Source organism: Methylotenera sp. (assembly GCF_029946165.1).
Lineage (GTDB): Bacteria > Pseudomonadota > Gammaproteobacteria > Burkholderiales > Methylophilaceae > Methylotenera.
Window position 1 is genome coordinate 139,723 of record NZ_JAQSDZ010000010.1, and the last position, 17,221, is coordinate 156,943.

The 17,221-nt window shown below is 42.1% G+C and carries 14 protein-coding genes and 1 pseudogene; 8 read left to right on the forward strand and 7 right to left on the reverse strand.

Going from position 1 to position 17,221, the window contains the following annotated elements:
• Positions 1 to 4: 4 nt before the first annotated feature.
• From PSV17_RS07200 to purM, 4 genes are all read right to left on the reverse strand, one after another.
• Positions 5 to 1,564 carry an RsmB/NOP family class I SAM-dependent RNA methyltransferase gene (locus PSV17_RS07200; protein WP_300481034.1) on the reverse strand — a complete coding sequence of 520 codons (1,560 nt, stop codon included), beginning with the start codon at positions 1,562 to 1,564 and terminating at the stop codon, positions 5 to 7.
• A gap of 52 nt (positions 1,565 to 1,616) precedes the next feature.
• Positions 1,617 to 2,735, reverse strand: coding sequence for a DUF3108 domain-containing protein (locus tag PSV17_RS07205; RefSeq protein ID WP_300481035.1), 1,119 nt, complete (start codon positions 2,733 to 2,735; stop codon positions 1,617 to 1,619).
• Positions 2,725 to 3,462 (reverse strand): DUF3108 domain-containing protein, encoded by a 738-nt coding sequence (locus PSV17_RS07210; protein WP_300481036.1) that lies wholly within the window; start codon positions 3,460 to 3,462, stop codon positions 2,725 to 2,727. Before PSV17_RS07210 ends, PSV17_RS07205 begins: the two co-directional genes overlap by 11 nt.
• Before the next feature lie 85 nt (positions 3,463 to 3,547).
• Entirely contained in the window at positions 3,548 to 4,597 is a 1,050-nt protein-coding gene (gene purM, locus PSV17_RS07215; protein ID WP_300481038.1) for a phosphoribosylformylglycinamidine cyclo-ligase, read from the reverse strand.
• 94 nt (positions 4,598 to 4,691) lie between these two features.
• Here purM and PSV17_RS07220 point away from each other — a divergent pair, with 94 nt between their 5' ends.
• The 3 genes from PSV17_RS07220 to PSV17_RS07230 all read left to right on the forward strand — a co-directional run bounded on the left by PSV17_RS07220 (position 4,692) and on the right by PSV17_RS07230 (position 7,901).
• Positions 4,692 to 5,786 (forward strand): AI-2E family transporter, encoded by a 1,095-nt coding sequence (locus tag PSV17_RS07220; RefSeq protein WP_300481041.1) that lies wholly within the window; start codon positions 4,692 to 4,694, stop codon positions 5,784 to 5,786.
• A 165-nt stretch (positions 5,787 to 5,951) separates the two neighbouring features.
• On the forward strand, positions 5,952 to 6,557 hold the full coding sequence (locus PSV17_RS07225) for a DnaA/Hda family protein (RefSeq protein ID WP_300481044.1): 606 nt from the start codon (positions 5,952 to 5,954) through the stop codon (positions 6,555 to 6,557).
• Between the two features lie 21 nt (positions 6,558 to 6,578).
• Entirely contained in the window at positions 6,579 to 7,901 is a 1,323-nt protein-coding gene (locus tag PSV17_RS07230) for a hemolysin family protein (RefSeq protein WP_300481046.1), read from the forward strand.
• Positions 7,902 to 7,915: 14 nt separating this feature from the next.
• Here PSV17_RS07230 and PSV17_RS13940 read toward each other — a convergent pair.
• Positions 7,916 to 8,262: pseudogene (locus PSV17_RS13940) on the reverse strand (Na+/H+ antiporter NhaA).
• A 583-nt stretch (positions 8,263 to 8,845) separates the two neighbouring features.
• Here PSV17_RS13940 and nhaA point away from each other — a divergent pair.
• From nhaA to PSV17_RS07265, 5 genes are all read left to right on the forward strand, one after another.
• Entirely contained in the window at positions 8,846 to 10,225 is a 1,380-nt protein-coding gene (nhaA, locus tag PSV17_RS07245) for a Na+/H+ antiporter NhaA (RefSeq protein ID WP_300481052.1), read from the forward strand.
• Positions 10,226 to 10,357: 132 nt separating this feature from the next.
• Complete coding sequence (locus PSV17_RS07250) at positions 10,358 to 10,798, forward strand: hypothetical protein (protein ID WP_300481055.1); 441 nt, start codon at positions 10,358 to 10,360, stop codon at positions 10,796 to 10,798.
• Positions 10,799 to 11,067: 269 nt separating this feature from the next.
• A complete protein-coding gene (locus tag PSV17_RS07255) occupies positions 11,068 to 12,675 on the forward strand; it encodes an NAD(P)/FAD-dependent oxidoreductase (RefSeq protein ID WP_300481058.1) in 1,608 nt (535 codons plus the stop codon).
• 251 nt (positions 12,676 to 12,926) lie between these two features.
• Complete coding sequence (locus PSV17_RS07260) at positions 12,927 to 14,423, forward strand: phospholipase D family protein (RefSeq protein ID WP_300481061.1); 1,497 nt, start codon at positions 12,927 to 12,929, stop codon at positions 14,421 to 14,423.
• A gap of 95 nt (positions 14,424 to 14,518) precedes the next feature.
• Entirely contained in the window at positions 14,519 to 14,704 is a 186-nt protein-coding gene (locus PSV17_RS07265) for a DUF2892 domain-containing protein (RefSeq protein WP_300481062.1), read from the forward strand.
• A 94-nt stretch (positions 14,705 to 14,798) separates the two neighbouring features.
• Here PSV17_RS07265 and ahpF read toward each other — a convergent pair whose 3' ends face one another.
• Together ahpF and ahpC are read right to left on the reverse strand one after the other, a co-directional pair.
• Positions 14,799 to 16,382 carry an alkyl hydroperoxide reductase subunit F gene (ahpF, locus tag PSV17_RS07270; protein WP_300481065.1) on the reverse strand — a complete coding sequence of 528 codons (1,584 nt, stop codon included), beginning with the start codon at positions 16,380 to 16,382 and terminating at the stop codon, positions 14,799 to 14,801.
• A gap of 142 nt (positions 16,383 to 16,524) precedes the next feature.
• Positions 16,525 to 17,088 carry an alkyl hydroperoxide reductase subunit C gene (ahpC, locus tag PSV17_RS07275; RefSeq protein WP_300481066.1) on the reverse strand — a complete coding sequence of 188 codons (564 nt, stop codon included), beginning with the start codon at positions 17,086 to 17,088 and terminating at the stop codon, positions 16,525 to 16,527.
• Positions 17,089 to 17,221: the final 133 nt, after the last annotated feature.

The window sequence follows — 17,221 nt, forward strand, 5'->3', positions numbered from 1 at the left end:
GTGTTTACTCCTTAACAGCCTTAGTTTTAACTGCTTTAGGCTTAACTATTTTCTCTTTCACAAGTTTCTCTTTCACAGCCTTTTCTTTCTCTTCTTTCGCTACTTTTTCTTTAACGACCTTCTCTTTAACTACTTTTGGTTTAGCTCCCTTTTCTTTTGAGACGCCTTCTTTCGCCACTTTAGGTTTGGCCGCGGTCTTTTTAGGTTTTGCTTCTGGGGCGACGGTTTCTAGTACGGTCTCCTCTACAGCAACTACGGGTGCTTCTACTTTCGCAGGCTTGCTTGTGCCATCAGTTTTTTCAAACACTGCAGCAAAAAAGCCGTCGGTACTATGTAAATGTGGCAGTAATTTTAAATAGTCGCCAGTATCTAAATTAATTTGTTGTTGTCTTAAAATTTCTGCGGCGTTGAGCAATTTAAAATCTGGATGTGCTGACAAAAAGTTTTCTGCTATTTGCTCATTCTCATCTCGCAATAAACTGCATGTTGAGTAAATCAAGCGGCCACCCACTTTAGTCAGTTTAGACGCGCGCGCTAAAATATTACCTTGCTTCACTGTCAGCTCAGCCAAGTCTTGCGGCGTTTGACGCCATTTAAGATCTGGATTACGGCGCAAAGTGCCTAAACCTGTGCATGGTGCATCAACCAGAACGCGGTCAAATTTACCATTTAAGCGTTTAAGTTTAGGGTCGGTTTCACTGCTAATACTTTGTGCATTGAGGTTGCTTAAACCAGAACGCTTCAAGCGCTGACCTAAGCTGTGTAAACGTTTTTCTGATACATCAAAGGCATACAAACGGCCAGTGTTGCGCATTAAAGCGCCCATGGCTAATGTTTTACCGCCAGCGCCTGCGCAAAAATCTGCCACCATCATGCCGCGTTTGGGGGCGACTAAATGCGCTAAAATTTGACTACCTTCATCTTGCACTTCAATTTGGCCTTCAGTAAACATTACGTGGCGGCTAATGTTCAACCTTAATGGCATACGCAAACCAATTGGCGAATAAGGGGTTTTAGTCACATTGCTTTCACCCGAAGTATTTTCCGCATTAAATTTCGCCATCACTTCATCGCGCGTGCCTTTAATAGTGTTCACGCGTAAATCTAAGGTGGCGGCATCATGCATACTACGTGCGATAGTAAGTGCTTCCTTTTCACCATACTGTGCAACCAGTTTTTCCCATAACCAATCACGCACATCTGCTTGAACAGCAAGCGGTAAATTCTCAGTCGATTTTGCTTTAATGGTATGCGCCCACTCGATTTGCTGCTCAGTTAACATAGATTCGATTTTCTGTATGCTCATACCTTGTATGCGTAGCATCCATGCAAGCACCAATTTACGCGCATCATCAGGATCATTGTCATCATTAGCGGTCACCGCGCTTAAAAAGCGCAAACGACGCAAAACACCATAAACACTTTCTGCTACAAAGGCGCGTTCTTTGGTACCAAGGTCACGATTATTGCGAAAGAATTCGCTTAGCTTAGCATCAGCAGGGCTGTTGAACTCAAGCAAGTTAGATAACATTACAGCGGCTTGCCGTATAAGATTGGGCGTCATTTGATTCTCTTTAATATAATTTGAGGGCTATCGATTTAGCCCATGTACTGGATTATTCCTGCGAAGTAACTGGCAATTCTGTTTTCAAACTTGTCACTAGCAACTCGTAAACTTGGCCATCTTTGTTCGTTTCACGTATTTTAACAGGTACATGCTGATAATCTAAAGCTAACCATAATTCTGTTTTCTTTTCGCCTGCTTGGGCACCTCGTAGCAAGTGGAAAGTCTTTAAATCACCTATTTTCGTAGAAATAATTTCTTCGCCCTCAAAGGAATAGTCATAAATACCTAGTTTTCTACCGTTTGTAATACTCAACTGCATGCTTTGCATAGGTGGAACAAACATAAATTGATACATAAAACTCAATAAATCTTGCGTGCCCGCCTTTATATCTAGGGTTTCAACCCCCTTTTCACTTTTTAAAACTAACTTCTTACTTTCCCAATTGAAATCAGCGTTGTAAGTTTTATTTTTTTTATTACCAAATTGATAGAGGTAATGTGCTGGTTGCAAACCCATTTCACCAAAATAGCCATCACTCGTCTGAAGCAGATCTGGAATAACTAAGGCGGCAATGCCTCTAGCCTGTATCAAACTTTTAATTTGATACTGCTCACCATTAGGGAAGCGCTGATACACCATTTTGGCACCTCCAGCTATAGACCTATTTGGCATATCTTCTTTATCAGCATATACGTCAAATTCAGACTCAACATATTGATAGGGTTCTTGCTTAGCTGTTAAATCAGGAACCTCACTTTGACTTTCTGGCTCGGCTTGGACAACTTCTGCAGGCTCAATTGGAGTTGCGGTATCAACTGGCGATGGCACTGTGGGCTGTGCCAGTATTGGGTTAACTTGAGCTACTTCTTCAACTAGCCCGTCTTTAAGCTCCGTAGGTTTATTTGGCTTGGCTTGGTTTGCAACAGGTTTTTTTACTGCAGTTGGATTTTGAACTGGACTAGGCAACGCTTTTTGCAAAACTTTGGGCAACACTAACCGAGCATCAATTAAATCATGCTGCTCATTTAAGTTTGGTAGATTAAAGCTGAACTTCCCTATTAAAAATAAATGCAGTAAGAGCGAAAATCCTAATGCTAGCGCTAGCTTTCTATAACTAGCATCTTGGCATATACACTTTAATTTAATCCAATAACGGCTAATCCACATGTAACTCAGTGAGTGTTTGTTCTAGTTTTGCACCATCAGAATCTACCATTAGAAAACGTACCAAAAGGAAGTTCTGCTCTGACGCCAACCAAAGCTCTTTGGTTTCAGATTGCGCTTTATCAGAGCCACCCGGCACCAAATGTACCGTTTTGTATTGGCTACCAGCAAGGTTAAGCTGCTCTAGTTCTGGTTTAACCTTATATTGATACTGATTGAGTTTTTTACCTGTGGTGAGTGTGACCGTAAGATTGTTTTTAAAAGGTCTAGGTAGAAACATAAATTGGTAAGCAAAGCTAGCTAAGTCTTGCGTGCCAGCTTTAAGCGGAATGGTTTGAGGCTCACCTTTACCTTGCATGCGCAAGGTATTAGTCGCCCAGTCAAAATCTGCAAACAACGCCTTATTTGGGTTGCTACCTTGGTGTAACTCAAAGTGCGTCGGCACTAAACCTTTCCGCGTCACTTTACCTGTGCTGGTCAGTTTTCTTACGCCCAATAATGCATATACCCCTATGCCTTTTGTCGTACTTTCCACTTTATAAGTGTTACCTGTGACCACATACTTCTCACGGACATTAGCAAACGGCGTACCGTCTTTGGTCACTACATAGTTGGCTTGAATACGTTTAGGCAGGTTCACCTGCTGTGCTGCGAAGGCAGATGAACTGGTGAAAATGAACGCTAGACTTAATACGCTAACTGTACTAAAAACTCTAATTTGACTCAGCACGAAAACTCCTTAATATGACTTTATAAAAAAGTCTCACCAGTACTTAACGCATCAAGTTAGCTTTTAGATACAGGTACTATAAAATTTAGACTACTACTGTTGGTGCTTCACCCGCTTGTTGCGCGCGGATATGACCAATTTCAAATACAGTTTCACCGGCATCTTGGAGTAATTTTTGCGCTGCCTCAGCTTGGTCTTTAGATACAATCACTGCCATACCAATACCGCAATTGAAGGTTTTATACATTTCTAAATCGGCCACATTGCCTTGGGCTTGCAACCATGTGAATAATGGCGGTATCGTCCAGCTACCTTTTTTAATTTCAGCGGTTAAACCTGCAGGCAATACACGTGGAATATTTTCAGTAATGCCACCACCTGTGATATGCGCCATGCCTTTAACTGGCATTGCTGCGATTAACGCTAACAATGGTTTTACATAAATACGCGTTGGTGCCATGACGACATCTTTGAATTTTCTACCATGAAAATCTGACTCAAAATCGATACCTGACTTATCAATCAATTTACGAATTAATGAGTAGCCATTTGAATGTGCACCGCTTGAAGCCAAACCAAGCACAACATCACCCTCAGCAATCGTTGTGCCATTGATAATATTCTCTTTATCCACACAACCTACGGCAAAACCTGCTAAATCATATTCGCCAGCTGGGTACATGCCTGGCATTTCAGCCGTTTCGCCACCCACTAAAGCACAACCAGATTGTTCACAACCTTCTGCAATGCCTTTAATCACTTGTGCTGCGGTACCAACTTCTAGCTTTCCACAAGCAAAATAGTCTAAGAAAAATAGTGGTTCAGCGCCTTGCACTAAAATGTCGTTCACGCTCATAGCAACCAAATCAATACCCACGGTATCGTGTTTATTCAACTCGAAAGCTAATTTAAGTTTAGTACCCACGCCATCTGTACCTGAAACCAGCACAGGATTCTTAAACTTCTTCGGCATTTCGAACAATGAGCCAAAACCGCCGATGCCACCCAAAACTTCTGGTCGCATGGTGCGCTTTGCAAATGGCTTAATCTGCTCAACTAGCGCGTCGCCAGCTTCCATATCCACGCCCGCATCGCGGTAGCTAATTGATGGTGTGTTTGATGAGTTAGTGGTCAAAAGGGCTCTCGCTTAGTAATAATATTTAATTAAATAAAGGTTTCTGAATGCTTTTAAGTGAGTATTCAATATATTAAGTATAATTTTAACCTATATGACGACTGAACCCAAAAAAACAGCAGCAAAAAATGTATTTTTCGATAATCGCTGGTTAATAGTTACCACGATTCTTGTATTTATTATTTATTTATTGCTGCCAATACTTACACCCTTTTTAGTTGCGGCAATACTTGCTTATATGTGTGATCCACTGGTTGATCGGCTTTGTGTAGTTGGATTTGGTAAATTCAAAATTGGTCGCACGCTAGCTACGGTCATAGTCATGGCAGGTATTTTCGGCATTATTACTATATTGCTACTTATTCTTATTCCGTTACTGCAAAAAGAATCACTGCTGATTGCCGAGCGTTTACCCAGCACTATCAACAATATCCGCGCGACTGTTGAACCTTGGTTACAAAGCCAATTCGGCATTAGTTTTGCGATTGATGGCTCGCAGATTCAAGAAATCATTACCAAAAACTGGAAAACTGCGGGCGGACTGCTTGGCGATGTGCTAATTATGGCTGGCAATAACGGCTTGGCGCTAGTCGGCATAATTGCGAACATCTTACTTTTACCCGTGGTGCTGTTTTATTTACTACGCGATTGGGATATCTTTGTAGCGCGCATAGGTCAATTGATTCCACGTGAATGGCATGATAAAACCGTCGCCATGGTGAGTGAAATTGACCAAGTATTAGCGGAGTTCTTACGCGGTCAACTTTCAGTCATGCTCGCTATGAGCGCCTTTTATGCCATAGGCTTATGGTTCGCAGGGTTAAATATGGCGTTACCGATTGGTTTAGTTGCAGGCTTGTTAGGCTTTGTGCCCTATTTAGGATTCGCCCTTGGCGTTATTTTAGCCTTAGTGGTTGCAGCATTGCAATTCACCAGCTTCGGTCAATTGATTCCAGTATTAATAGTATTTGGCTTAGGCCAACTAGTAGAAAGCATGTTTCTTACCCCGAAATTAGTCGGCGACCGCATTGGTTTACACCCAGTTATCGTGATTTTTGCTTTGCTCGCTGGTGGAGAATTATTTGGCTTTGCTGGCGTTCTGCTTGCTTTACCAGTAAGCGCGGCGATTGCTGTAGGCTTGCGTCACACCAAAGACACTTATCTCAATAGCGATACTTATCTCAATTAGCCCCACCAAGGACGCTTCTATAAATTCAAGTTTCTAAATTAGACAAGGCGCGAGTAAAAAATGATAACGCCGCATATGTTTTATTAGTAAGGAATTATTTTTTATGAGCAACGCCGTATAATGACGAAAATTTAATTTTATAGAAGTGTCCTTCAAATTTTGTTAATGAGACAACTAATACTCGACATCAAGCCTGCGGCTCCGCCCACGCTACTTAATTTTATAGTTGGGCGTAATGACGAGGCGCTCGCTAGCTTAAATGCAGTCGCTAGCAATACTGCACAATCAAAATTTATATATCTATGGGGTGAAACTGGTAGTGGTAAAAGCCATTTACTAACGGCCTTTGAGTCAATAGACATGAAGGTTGTAGATAATGTGCATTTGCTCGGCAATGATGCACAAATTGATTTATTTAACACTTATAATCAGCTTAAAGAAAGCGGCGGCACGCTAATTACCGCCGGCTTACATGCGCCAACGCAAATGGGGCTGCGTGACGATTTAGCTACCCGCTTGGCTTGGGGCTTGGTTTATCAGCTCCATCCACTTAATGATGCGGAAAAAGCCTTAGCCCTACAAAATCATGCGGCGGAACGTGGCATTCGTTTACCCACCGAAGTTGTGGATTACTGCTTACGTTACCTCAGACGCGATCTATCTACCTTAATGGCGACTTTAGATGCCTTGGATGAGTGGTCACTTACTACTAAGAAACCTGTGACCGTACCTTTGCTACGACAGTTACTACAGCTGAATTTAGAATCTTGAATTTAGAAACCTAGGACGAACATGAGCGCAAATTTTCTATTAATTTTTATCGCATTTCTATTAGTATTACTTAACGGTTTCTTTGTAGCAGCAGAATTCAGCTTAGTTAAACTTCGCAGCACACGTGTGCGCACCATTGCAACAACCTTAGGCTGGCGCGGCAGAATGTTGGCGAAGGTTCATTCAAATCTTGACACCTATTTATCTGCCTGTCAGCTTGGGATTACATTATCTTCACTAGGATTAGGCTGGATTGGCGAACCTGCTTTTGCGGCATTAATCGAACCATTACTTGCGCAAATTGGCGTCACTAGCCTAAAACTAATTCACAGCATTGCCTTCATTTTTGCCTTTTTTACCATTTCATATTTGCACATCGTACTTGGCGAATTAGTGCCAAAATCACTGGCGATTCGCATGTCTGAACGGGTAGGCATTTGGACAGCCCCAGCTTTATATGGATTTTATTGGCTAATGTTTCCTGCTATTTGGTTACTCAACCAGAGCTCAAATGTTGTAATTCGCGCATTAAAGCTAAAAAATAAAGTGGGGCACGACTCACACTATTCTACAGAAGAGTTAAAGTTGATTTTGCGTAGTTCTCACGCCAGTGAAGAATTTAGCGATGATGAGTGGAAAGTACTCGCGCAAGCCATTGATTTCAGAGAACTGGAAGTATCGGATTTAATGCACCCGTTTAGCGAAGCAGTTGCTTTATACGAGGAAGATACTTTCGATGAAAATATGGATCGCATCTTGCAGCACCGTTATAGCCGTTACCCATTGGTGAATGACAATGGAGTGGTGACGGGCATTGTGCATATTAAAGATATTTTTGTTGCTATGCGTAAAAATGTAGATTTCACTGAGATTAAGAGTCTCGCGCGGCCAATTGAACAGGTGCCACCATCCACGCACGCCATGACATTATTCAGAAAGCTACAAAAAGGTGCGCCTCACTTTACTGTAGTCGGCTATTCAAATGCAGCACCTATCGGCTACATTACACTAGATAATCTATTATCAGCATTGGTTGGCGATATTCGTGATGAATTCAGACAATCGCAAAGCGAATGGGCAAAGTTAAACGACGGCTCACTGCTCGGTAAAGGCACTTTGCCGCTGAATACATTAGAGCGCACTTTGGGCATTGATATTGAATCAGAGGATGCCGACACTATCGCAGGCTTAATACTGTGGGCGCTTGGTGACCTCCCCAAAGAAGGTCAGCGTGTCTCGTTCACGTCTTTTGATGTCGTAGTGAAAAAAATGATAGGCCCACGTATTTTATTAGTAAGGGTTTACCCAAAAATACAAGTCGTTGATAATACTTCTGCGCACTAATGGTTAGTATTCCTTCAGGCCACCACAGTTACTTCTTCGCTATTAACTGCTGGTTTAGCAAACAATCTAAACCAAATATAGCCTAACAAGCCCGCTGAAAGTGATGCTAATAAAATCGCCATTTTGGCGGCATTAACCGTTTCATGATGGCCCGGAAAAGCTAGGTTTGTGGTGAAAATTGACATAGTAAAACCTATACCTCCCAATATGCCTGCCCCACAATGTGCAACCATTTCAAGTCCGCAGGTAATTGACAAAGTCCCGCAAATACCGCAAAAAAACAAAATAAAGCTACGCCTAACGGTTTGCAGATTATTAAACCCTGTTCGATTTGAACAACAACAAATCGGACATTGAAAATGTGTCTACATTATTGGGGGAAGTCCAATAAGAGGCACCAAGATACTGAAGAGAACCATCGATTGAAGTGGTAATCAGTAAAACGCTCTTAAAATTCATAATAAAGAAAAATAATTACTAATACAACATTTAGTGATGCCATATTAGTATACTTACCATATATTGATTGACATCTCGTTGTAACACTAGGTTTTAGTTCATTAGAAGATGGTGATTCAACGCATTATTCCTATACAAGGCTTTACGCTTCAACAAAAAGCGTAAACAACTCTGAAAGGTAAAGTTAAAATGCTTAATTTAAGCCAGCTATTTTATACAAGTACGGACGAGTGCTTGCTATCGAACTTGGAATTTCTCCCCAATCAAAAAACTACGATGAATGATGCAAAGTTGCTTATCAGACAAATTTTAAGAGAGGAGCTTCCTAGAGTTAGCCGCGATTGCAGGCGAAAGTGAGCCGGTCTGCTTTGTAAGAATAGGCAGATAGCAGCAAGACTTATAGCGACATACCTCGCTCAAGTCAGACTCTATATCTTTAACAAACCCAGATTAAACTACTTAATTAAGTTATCGGAAAAGCAACTATGTCACATCAAGATCAATCCGCAGCGAATAAGGAGAGTGGGCTCATTTACGCACCATGGGAGCGTGCTTTCAGTCGTGTGCTCACCCCATTTGAGGAATTTATCCATCGGCAGACGACAAGTGGTCTTCTGCTAATGGGCTCTGCAATTATCGCGCTATTTTTAGCCAACGGTATTTTCGCAGAGGTTTACCAGCATCTCATTCATACTCCTATTAGCCTGAACATCGGGAGCTGGGTAATCAATATGAGCATGCATCATTGGGTGAATGATGGCCTGATGGCGTTATTTTTCTTTGTCGTGGGCTTGGAGTTAAAGCGCGAAATTATGGTGGGTGAATTGTCGGATTTCCGGCAGGCGGCGCTGCCCATCATCGCGGCTGCAGGAGGCATGGTGGTGCCCGCACTCATCTATCTTGCATTTAATCACGATAGCGAGGCAGCCCAAGGTTGGGGGGTGCCAATGGCAACTGATATCGCATTCGCTGTCGGCGTGTTGGTATTGTTAGCGAGCCGCGTGCCTAAAGCGCTCATTACATTTCTTGTGGCTTTAGCGATTGCTGATGACTTAGGGGCGGTACTGGTTATTGCATTATTCTATACGCAGGAATTGGCATTGAATTGGTTGCTGGCATCAGCTGTGTTAGTAGTAGTTCTGATGAACTTTAATTATGCCGGTATCCGCAAAGCCATGCCCTATTTTATTGTTGCAGTGTTACTTTGGTATGCCTTGCTACAATCCGGCGTACATGCAACCCTGGCTGGCGTTATAGGCGCCTTTACAGTACCGGCAAGATCTAAATATGACCCGAGTTTATTTGCAGATCTCATTAATGAGCAAATAGATCGTTTTATTGCCAATCGTCATCAGGGCGATAGTCTGATGACTAACGAAAAACTCTACTCTATAGTGCAGAATCTGGAAGAAAGCGTAAACGGAGTGCAGACACCACTGCAGCGACTGGAGCATATCTGGCATTTACCAGTCGCTTTTATCGTGATTCCGATATTCGCTATTTTTAACGCGGGTATTCCATTGCAATTGGGCACGCTAAGTGAGACTTTCTCTCATCCTGTCATGCTAGGTGTAACTTTTGGCCTGCTGTTTGGTAAGTTTATTGGCATCACAGGCGCATGCTGGCTAGCGCTGCGTTTCGGTATCGGACAGCTGCCTACTGGTACACGTTTCAGCCAGATTGCCGCCGTATCAGTGTTAGCCGGTATCGGATTTACTATGTCGATTTTTATTGCCGAGCTAGGCTTTGCGAATCAGACGGAATATCTATTGATGGCTAAGACCGGTGTGCTAGTAGCTTCGTTACTGGCAGGTGTGTTAGGCTTTGCATGGCTATGGTGGCTGGGACGTAAAATACACGAATAACATCCAATTTTATAGTTAAGCTAGTATCAATGTGCCTTGGTTTAGGTCAATTACCAAGCATTGATATAATGCCCGATTAGCCTGTTGCGCATTTTAGGCTCAAGCAAGTAGATGCATGTGAAAGTTGGAATCATGAGGTTTGGTAAAACAGGGCGTGCCGTTGCCACTGTATTGCTGGAATCAAAGAAAACAAATCTTCAATGGGTAGTCCGTCAACCAACCTTATTGGAGCACTGTTCCGTTCCTGAGTTTTTAGGAATTGCATCAGACGAGCCCAGGTTAATTTATTCCAAAGATGAATTCACGATCTCAGAGTTGCTTGATCAGCATCCGATTGATGTCATTGTTGATTTTTCTTCGGGTACGGGCTTGGATTATTACGCTGAAGAGGCGGCAAAACGTGGGGTAACCATCGTTAGTGCAGTATCTCAGTACAGTGATGAACGGGCTAAAACTATCCGTAAATTAGCAAAGCGAACATGCGTACTGCATTCACCCAACATCACGCTAGGCATTAACTTCCTGATTATCGCGGCAAAGATTCTTAAGCGAGCAAAATTCAAACGAGCGTAAATGTAATTAGTAAATGCCACTGGCTTTTTCTGATTCAATAAACTGAGTAAACGTTTTTGATAATTTCATTGATGCTGTTGTCGTGGAGGATGAAGTCATGGGGCAATCTTTAAAATTTTAATGTTTGAAAGCAATCTTTTATAACATAAGTTATCATTGCAAAACTAGTCGATAACAGCCTTTTTTTAATAAAACTGCACTAACTAATCAATCTGCACTAGTTAATATTATCAGTACCACATAAAATATCATCGGGCAAAATCAATAACATGCTTAGAATCACTGAAATAAAATTACCACTTGACCATCAACCCAGCGACATTAATGCCGCCATTGTTAAAAAATTGGCGATTAATAAGGCTGATTTAGTCGAATATACCATATTCAAACGAGGTGTAGATGCGCGTAAAGCCAATGCGATTTTATTAGTTTATTCGCTTGATGTGACCGTAAATGGTGAGGCTAAAGTGTTAGCCAAACTGGGTAAAGACCCGCATGTAAAACTTGCGCCAGATACTTCTTATAAATTTGTCGCCCAAGCACCAGAAACGCTTAAAGAACGACCTGTGATTGTTGGCTTAGGTCCTGCTGGTCTTTTTGCGGCGCTTATTTTGGCACAATCTGGCTTTAAACCAATCGTGTTAGAGCGCGGCAAAGCTGTGCGTGAACGTACCAAAGATACTTGGGATTTATGGCGTAAATCAAAACTTAACCCAGAATCTAATGTGCAGTTTGGTGAAGGCGGCGCTGGGACTTTCTCAGATGGCAAACTGTATAGCCAAATTAAAGATCCTAATCATTATGGTCGCAAAGTATTAAATGAGTTCGTACAAGCGGGCGCACCAGAAGAAATCTTATACGTTAGCCATCCACATATCGGTACTTTCAGGCTAGTTGGTATGGTGGAAGAAATGCGCAACAAAATTATCGCGCTTGGCGGCGAAGTGCGTTTTCAAAGCAAAGTGGACGACATCGAGATTACAGACAATCAAGTGCAAGCTGTGGTGTTAGCAAGCGGTGAACGCATTGCGACAAACCATCTTATTTTAGCGGTTGGCCACAGCGCACGCGATACTTTCGAAATGATTCACAAACGTGGCATTTATATTGAAGCTAAGCCTTTTTCTATCGGCTTCCGTATTGAACATCCGCAGTCGCTTATTGACGCCGCACGCCATGGTCCAAATGCGCAACACCCAATTTTAGGTGCAGCAGATTACAAATTAGTACACCACGCCAGTAATGGTCGCAGTGTATATAGCTTCTGTATGTGCCCGGGCGGCACCGTGGTAGCGGCAGCGTCTGAAGAAGGACGTGTAGTCACCAACGGCATGAGCCAATACTCACGTAACGAACGCAACGCGAATGCGGGCATCGTAGTGGGCATCACGCCAGAAGTCGATTACCCGGGTCATCCTCTCGCGGGTATGGAGTTACAACGTAAATGGGAAAGCCAAGCTTATTTATTAGGCGGCAGCACTTACCAAGCGCCGGGGCAGTTAGTCGGCGACTTTTTAGCCAATCAACCCTCAACTCAATTTGGTGAAGTCACCCCTTCATATACGCCGGGCGTTCATCTTACCAACTTAGATACGGTTTTGCCTGAATACGTGATTTCGGCAATTCGTGAAGCGATACCGCAATTTGCCAAACAGATTAAAGGCTTCGATATGGCAGATGCCATACTCACAGGCGTTGAAACCCGCACCTCGTCGCCGATTCGTATTAAACGCAATGATGTCGATTTGCAAAGTATCAATACCAAAGGCTTATACCCAACTGGTGAGGGCGCTGGTTATGCTGGTGGCATTCTCTCTGCTGGCGTAGATGGCATTAGAATCGCTGAAGCAGTAGCTTTAAGTATGGTGGGGCTTTAAGTCTTAGAAAGGCAATATGAGACCTTTTAACAAACTAAAAATTGAGTTAATTGCCCTAAAAAACCTTAAATTACCGTCATTCCGTCGAAGGACGGAATCCAGTAAATCTCAATGTTAGTGATGGTAATTTAATGCTTGAATGTTGAACGCTGACTGGATTCCGTCCTTCGATGGAATGACGAGTATTGGGTAGTTTTACCCAATAAAAGTTTCAAATCGATTCGTGCAAAAGTCTCAAAAAGGAAAATCAATTGATCCACTTTAAGTTAGCGCTAAAAACTCTAGCGGTTTCGTTTATTTGCTTTGCGCAAATGGCTATGGCTTCGCCCGAACTGACTTACATTGACAATCAAATTACCGCTCATCCTAATCAAAGTGGCATCTACGTACTTGATAAAGGTGATGATGCCCTACTCGCGCGCGCTTGGCTGGCTGACCATGCGGAGAAAACCATTGAAGTGCAATACTTCATCTGGAGTACCGATAACATCGGTATATTAGCTTCAGAAGCCTTACTTCGCGCGGCTGATAGGGGGGTGAAAGTGCGTGTGATTGTTGATGATTTATTAATTGATGCACCAGATAAATCTTTACTGGCGCTCGCTAAACATCCCAACGTTGAAATCCACATTTACAACCCACAGCACTCAGTAGGCACACCATTTCACAAACGCTTGATGAATATCGTTGTCAATTTTCGTGGTGTAAATCAGCGTATGCACGATAAAACTTTTATAGTAGATGGCAAGCTTGCTATAACTGGCGGTCGCAATATGGCGGCTGAATATTTTGACTATAACCAAAAGTATAACTTTCGCGACCGCGATGCTTTACTGATTGGCGATGTAGCAAAAGACATGCAAGCCAGCTTCGAAAAGTTTTGGCATAGCCCACTTAGCGCACCCGTGGAAGATTTGTATGACGGCTTAGGTCTCATGCAGAAACATGTCACGGTAAAAGATGATGAAATTCAAAAAATCTACAGTGACCTTCACAATTACGCTAACTCACCTGAAAACTTCGCCCCTGAAAATCGCAAAGCAATTAATGAGATGCCAAAGGTATTTGCTGAACTTGCCGAAAAAGTCATCTGGACGCCAATTGAGTTTATTAGCGATACGCCAGGTAAAAACAATTACAAATACATCATGGGCGGCGGTGGCGTTACCACGCAAAAATTAGCGCAATTAGTTGAAAACGCGAAAACGCAAATCGTGATTCAATCGCCTTATCTAGTCATGTCTAGCCAAGCGAAAAAACTGTTCAAAAACGCGCTTAAACGTGGTGTTAAAGTCAGTATCAATACCAACTCAATGGCTTCTACAGACAATTTAGAAGCCTTTAGCGGTTACCGAAACCAACGTGATCAGCTCATCAGAATGGGCATAGAAGTTTACGAATATAAACCCGACCCGCAAATCAAACAAAAACTGGTGCAACGTGTTTTACCTAAAGATGCCAAGCCACCTGTATTCGCGATTCACGCCAAGACTATGGTGGTTGATACTAAAACAGTGTTTATTGGCACCTTTAATTTTGACCCACGCTCACAAAATCTAAATACCGAAGTTGGTGTGATTGTTAACAATGACGCCTTAGCACAAAGCGTGCAAAGCGCTATTGAAACTGATATGCAGCCTGAAAATAGCTGGAGCGCCGCTACTGATAATCCAGACCAATACGCTACAGGTGCTAAACGTAGAAAAGTGACGGCTTTGCAATTAACGCCAATTAAACCTTTGCTCTAATGTAACTTTAGTCACTGTATTGATGTCAATATGGCGTACTCTTATGTATGTAATGTATTCTCAATATGATTAATATCTTTTCAAAAGGAGTGATGATGAAAGCGAATGTTGGAGGTTTAGATAAAGTATTACGCATTGCATGTGGTGCCGCTTTAATTACTTGGGCTTTGCTAGGTGGCCCGTCGTGGGCTTGGATTGGCGTTATTCCATTAGCGACAGGACTTTTTAATTTTTGTGGCCTTTATTCTTTAATTGGCATTAATACTTGTAAAGTTAAGTGAATTTATACACCTCAAATGTTATCACTAGAAATTTAAACACATAAAAAATGGCGGATTATCCGCCATTTTTTATATTGCTAAAACTTAAACCAAATTACTGCCTAATTAAGTAATCAAAAGCACCTAACGCAGCCTTTGCACCTTCACCCATTGCAATAATAATCTGCTTATAAGGTGTCGTAGTCACATCGCCCGCCGCAAACACGCCAGGTAATGAAGTAGCATTATGATGATTCACTTCTACCTCACCAAACTTACTTAAGTTGACCGTGCCTTTAAGCCAATCACTATTAGGCAATAAGCCGATTTGCACGAATACTGCATCAAGCACTAAATGTTTACTTTCACCCGTCACGCGATCGGTGTAAGTTAAGCCATTCATTTTAGTGCCATCGCCTGTGACTTCAGTGGTTTGTGCACTGGTAACAATGGATACATTTGACAATGAGCGTAGTTTTTTCTGCAATACTGCATCAGCTTTTAACACTGTATCAAACTGCAATAAAGTCACATGTGCCACAAACCCAGCCAAATCAATCGCCGCTTCAACGCCTGAATTACCGCCACCAACCACTGCGACAGGTTTGCCTTTAAACAAAGGGCCATCACAATGCGGGCAATAAGCTACGCCTTTTCCACGGTATTCTTTTTCACCTGGCACGCCAAGCTCGCGCCAACGCGCGCCAGTAGCCAATATCACTACTTTACTTTTAAGTGTGCCGCCGCTTTCTAACTTAAGCTCGATTAAATCAGTATTTTTATTGCCATCTTTACCTGGTTCAGACAAGCTTACTGCACGTTGCAAGTTCATAATATCGACATCGTAACTTTTCACATGCTCTTCAAAAGCCGCGACTAATTTTGGCCCTTCAGTTGCTTCCACAGAAATAAAGTTTTCAATGCCTAGCGTATCCATCACTTGGCCACCAAAACGCTCGGCGACGATACCAGTTCTAATGCCTTTACGTGCTGCATAAATAGCAGCAGAAGCACCTGCTGGTCCGCCGCCAACCACTAGCACATCATAAGGCGCTGCCGCGTCTATTTTTTTAGCTTCGCGTGCTGCTGCGCCAGTATCAATTTTGAGTAGAATTTCATCTAACTCCATACGTCCTGCGCCAAAAACTTCACCATTTAAATACATGGTTGGCACAGACATAATTTCTCTGGCCTTTACTTCATCTTGATACAGCGCGCCGTCAATCATCACGTGAGTGATGTTAGGGTTAATCACTGCCATCATGTTCATGGCTTGTACAACATCTGGGCAATTATGGCAGCTCAAAGAAATATAGGTTTCAAAATGAAACGTGCCTTCAACCGCCGCAATTTGCGCAATTTTTTCAGCTTCTAATTTCATTGGATGGTCACCTGTATGTAGCAAAGCTAATACAAGTGACGTAAATTCATGCCCCATAGGAATACCAGCAAAGCGCACACCCTCTGATTGGCCTGCATTTTTATGTGTGGCAGCGCGTTTCACCGCAAATGATGGTTTACGCGCATCATCGCCATTAGTCAGTGTAATTTTATCTGACATGCTAGTAATTTCTTCTAATAACTCACGCATCTCTTGTGCAGCTGCGGTGTTATCTAATGAAGCAACGAGCTCGATAGGCTCGCGCAACATACCTAAATAGGTTTGTAACTGAGTTTTGATATTTTCTTCTAATGCCATGATGATCCCTTTTTTTATTCCTAAACAGCTTATTTTGGCAAATAAAAAAGCATTATCTTTTGAACAATGCTTTTGTAAGCGTTACACCTTTAAATGATGTTTTAAAGGTGTAACGTAATGCGTACTACTTAAAACTAACTTCTTAGATCTTACCTACTAGATCTAGTGAAGGTGTAATTGTTTTAGCGCCTTCTTGCCATTTTGCTGGGCATACTTGGCCTGGGTTGGCCGCTGTAAATTGAGCAGCTTTTAATTTACGTAGAGTTTCTTTAACGTCACGGGCAATTTCGTTGCTGTGGATTTCTACAGTTTTAATTACGCCTTCTGGGTTGATTACAAAAGTACCGCGCAATGCTAGACCTTCTTCATCAATATGCACGTCAAACGCACGTGTCAATTGGTGTGTAGGATCACCCACTAATGGGAATTTTGCTTTACCAACTGCTGGTGAAGTCTCGTGCCATACTTTATGTGAGAATTGTGTATCTGTAGTAACGATATACACTTCTGCATTTGCTTTTTGAAATTCTGCGTAGTTATCCGCAGCATCTTCAACTTCTGTTGGGCAGTTAAAAGTAAATGCGGCAGGCATAAAAATAACCACAGACCATTTACCTTTCATGCTTACGTCGCTCACTTCAATAAATTGACCGTTATGAAAAGCTTGTGCTTTAAATGGTTGAACTTGTGTATTGATTAATGACATAGTTTCTTTCCTTATTGTGGGTTGAATAAAATTTACTGCTTTTTTAATTGGTAGAAGCGATTATAGGGCGTTAAATTGACTAAATCCAATATATCATTCTAATGGTTATGATAAATTTAATTTATCTTAATTT

Coding starts and splice junctions, on each gene's coding strand:
- PSV17_RS07200 (WP_300481034.1), bottom strand. CDS start 1,564: ATGACGCCCAATCTTATACGGCAAGCCGCTGTAATGTTATCTAACTTG.
- PSV17_RS07205 (WP_300481035.1), bottom strand. CDS start 2,735: ATGTGGATTAGCCGTTATTGGATTAAATTAAAGTGTATATGCCAAGAT.
- PSV17_RS07220 (WP_300481041.1), top strand. CDS start 4,692: ATGACGACTGAACCCAAAAAAACAGCAGCAAAAAATGTATTTTTCGAT.
- PSV17_RS07225 (WP_300481044.1), top strand. CDS start 5,952: ATGAGACAACTAATACTCGACATCAAGCCTGCGGCTCCGCCCACGCTA.
- PSV17_RS07230 (WP_300481046.1), top strand. CDS start 6,579: ATGAGCGCAAATTTTCTATTAATTTTTATCGCATTTCTATTAGTATTA.
- nhaA (WP_300481052.1), top strand. CDS start 8,846: ATGTCACATCAAGATCAATCCGCAGCGAATAAGGAGAGTGGGCTCATT.
- PSV17_RS07250 (WP_300481055.1), top strand. CDS start 10,358: ATGAGGTTTGGTAAAACAGGGCGTGCCGTTGCCACTGTATTGCTGGAA.
- PSV17_RS07255 (WP_300481058.1), top strand. CDS start 11,068: ATGCTTAGAATCACTGAAATAAAATTACCACTTGACCATCAACCCAGC.
- PSV17_RS07265 (WP_300481062.1), top strand. CDS start 14,519: ATGAAAGCGAATGTTGGAGGTTTAGATAAAGTATTACGCATTGCATGT.
- ahpF (WP_300481065.1), bottom strand. CDS start 16,382: ATGGCATTAGAAGAAAATATCAAAACTCAGTTACAAACCTATTTAGGT.
- ahpC (WP_300481066.1), bottom strand. CDS start 17,088: ATGTCATTAATCAATACACAAGTTCAACCATTTAAAGCACAAGCTTTT.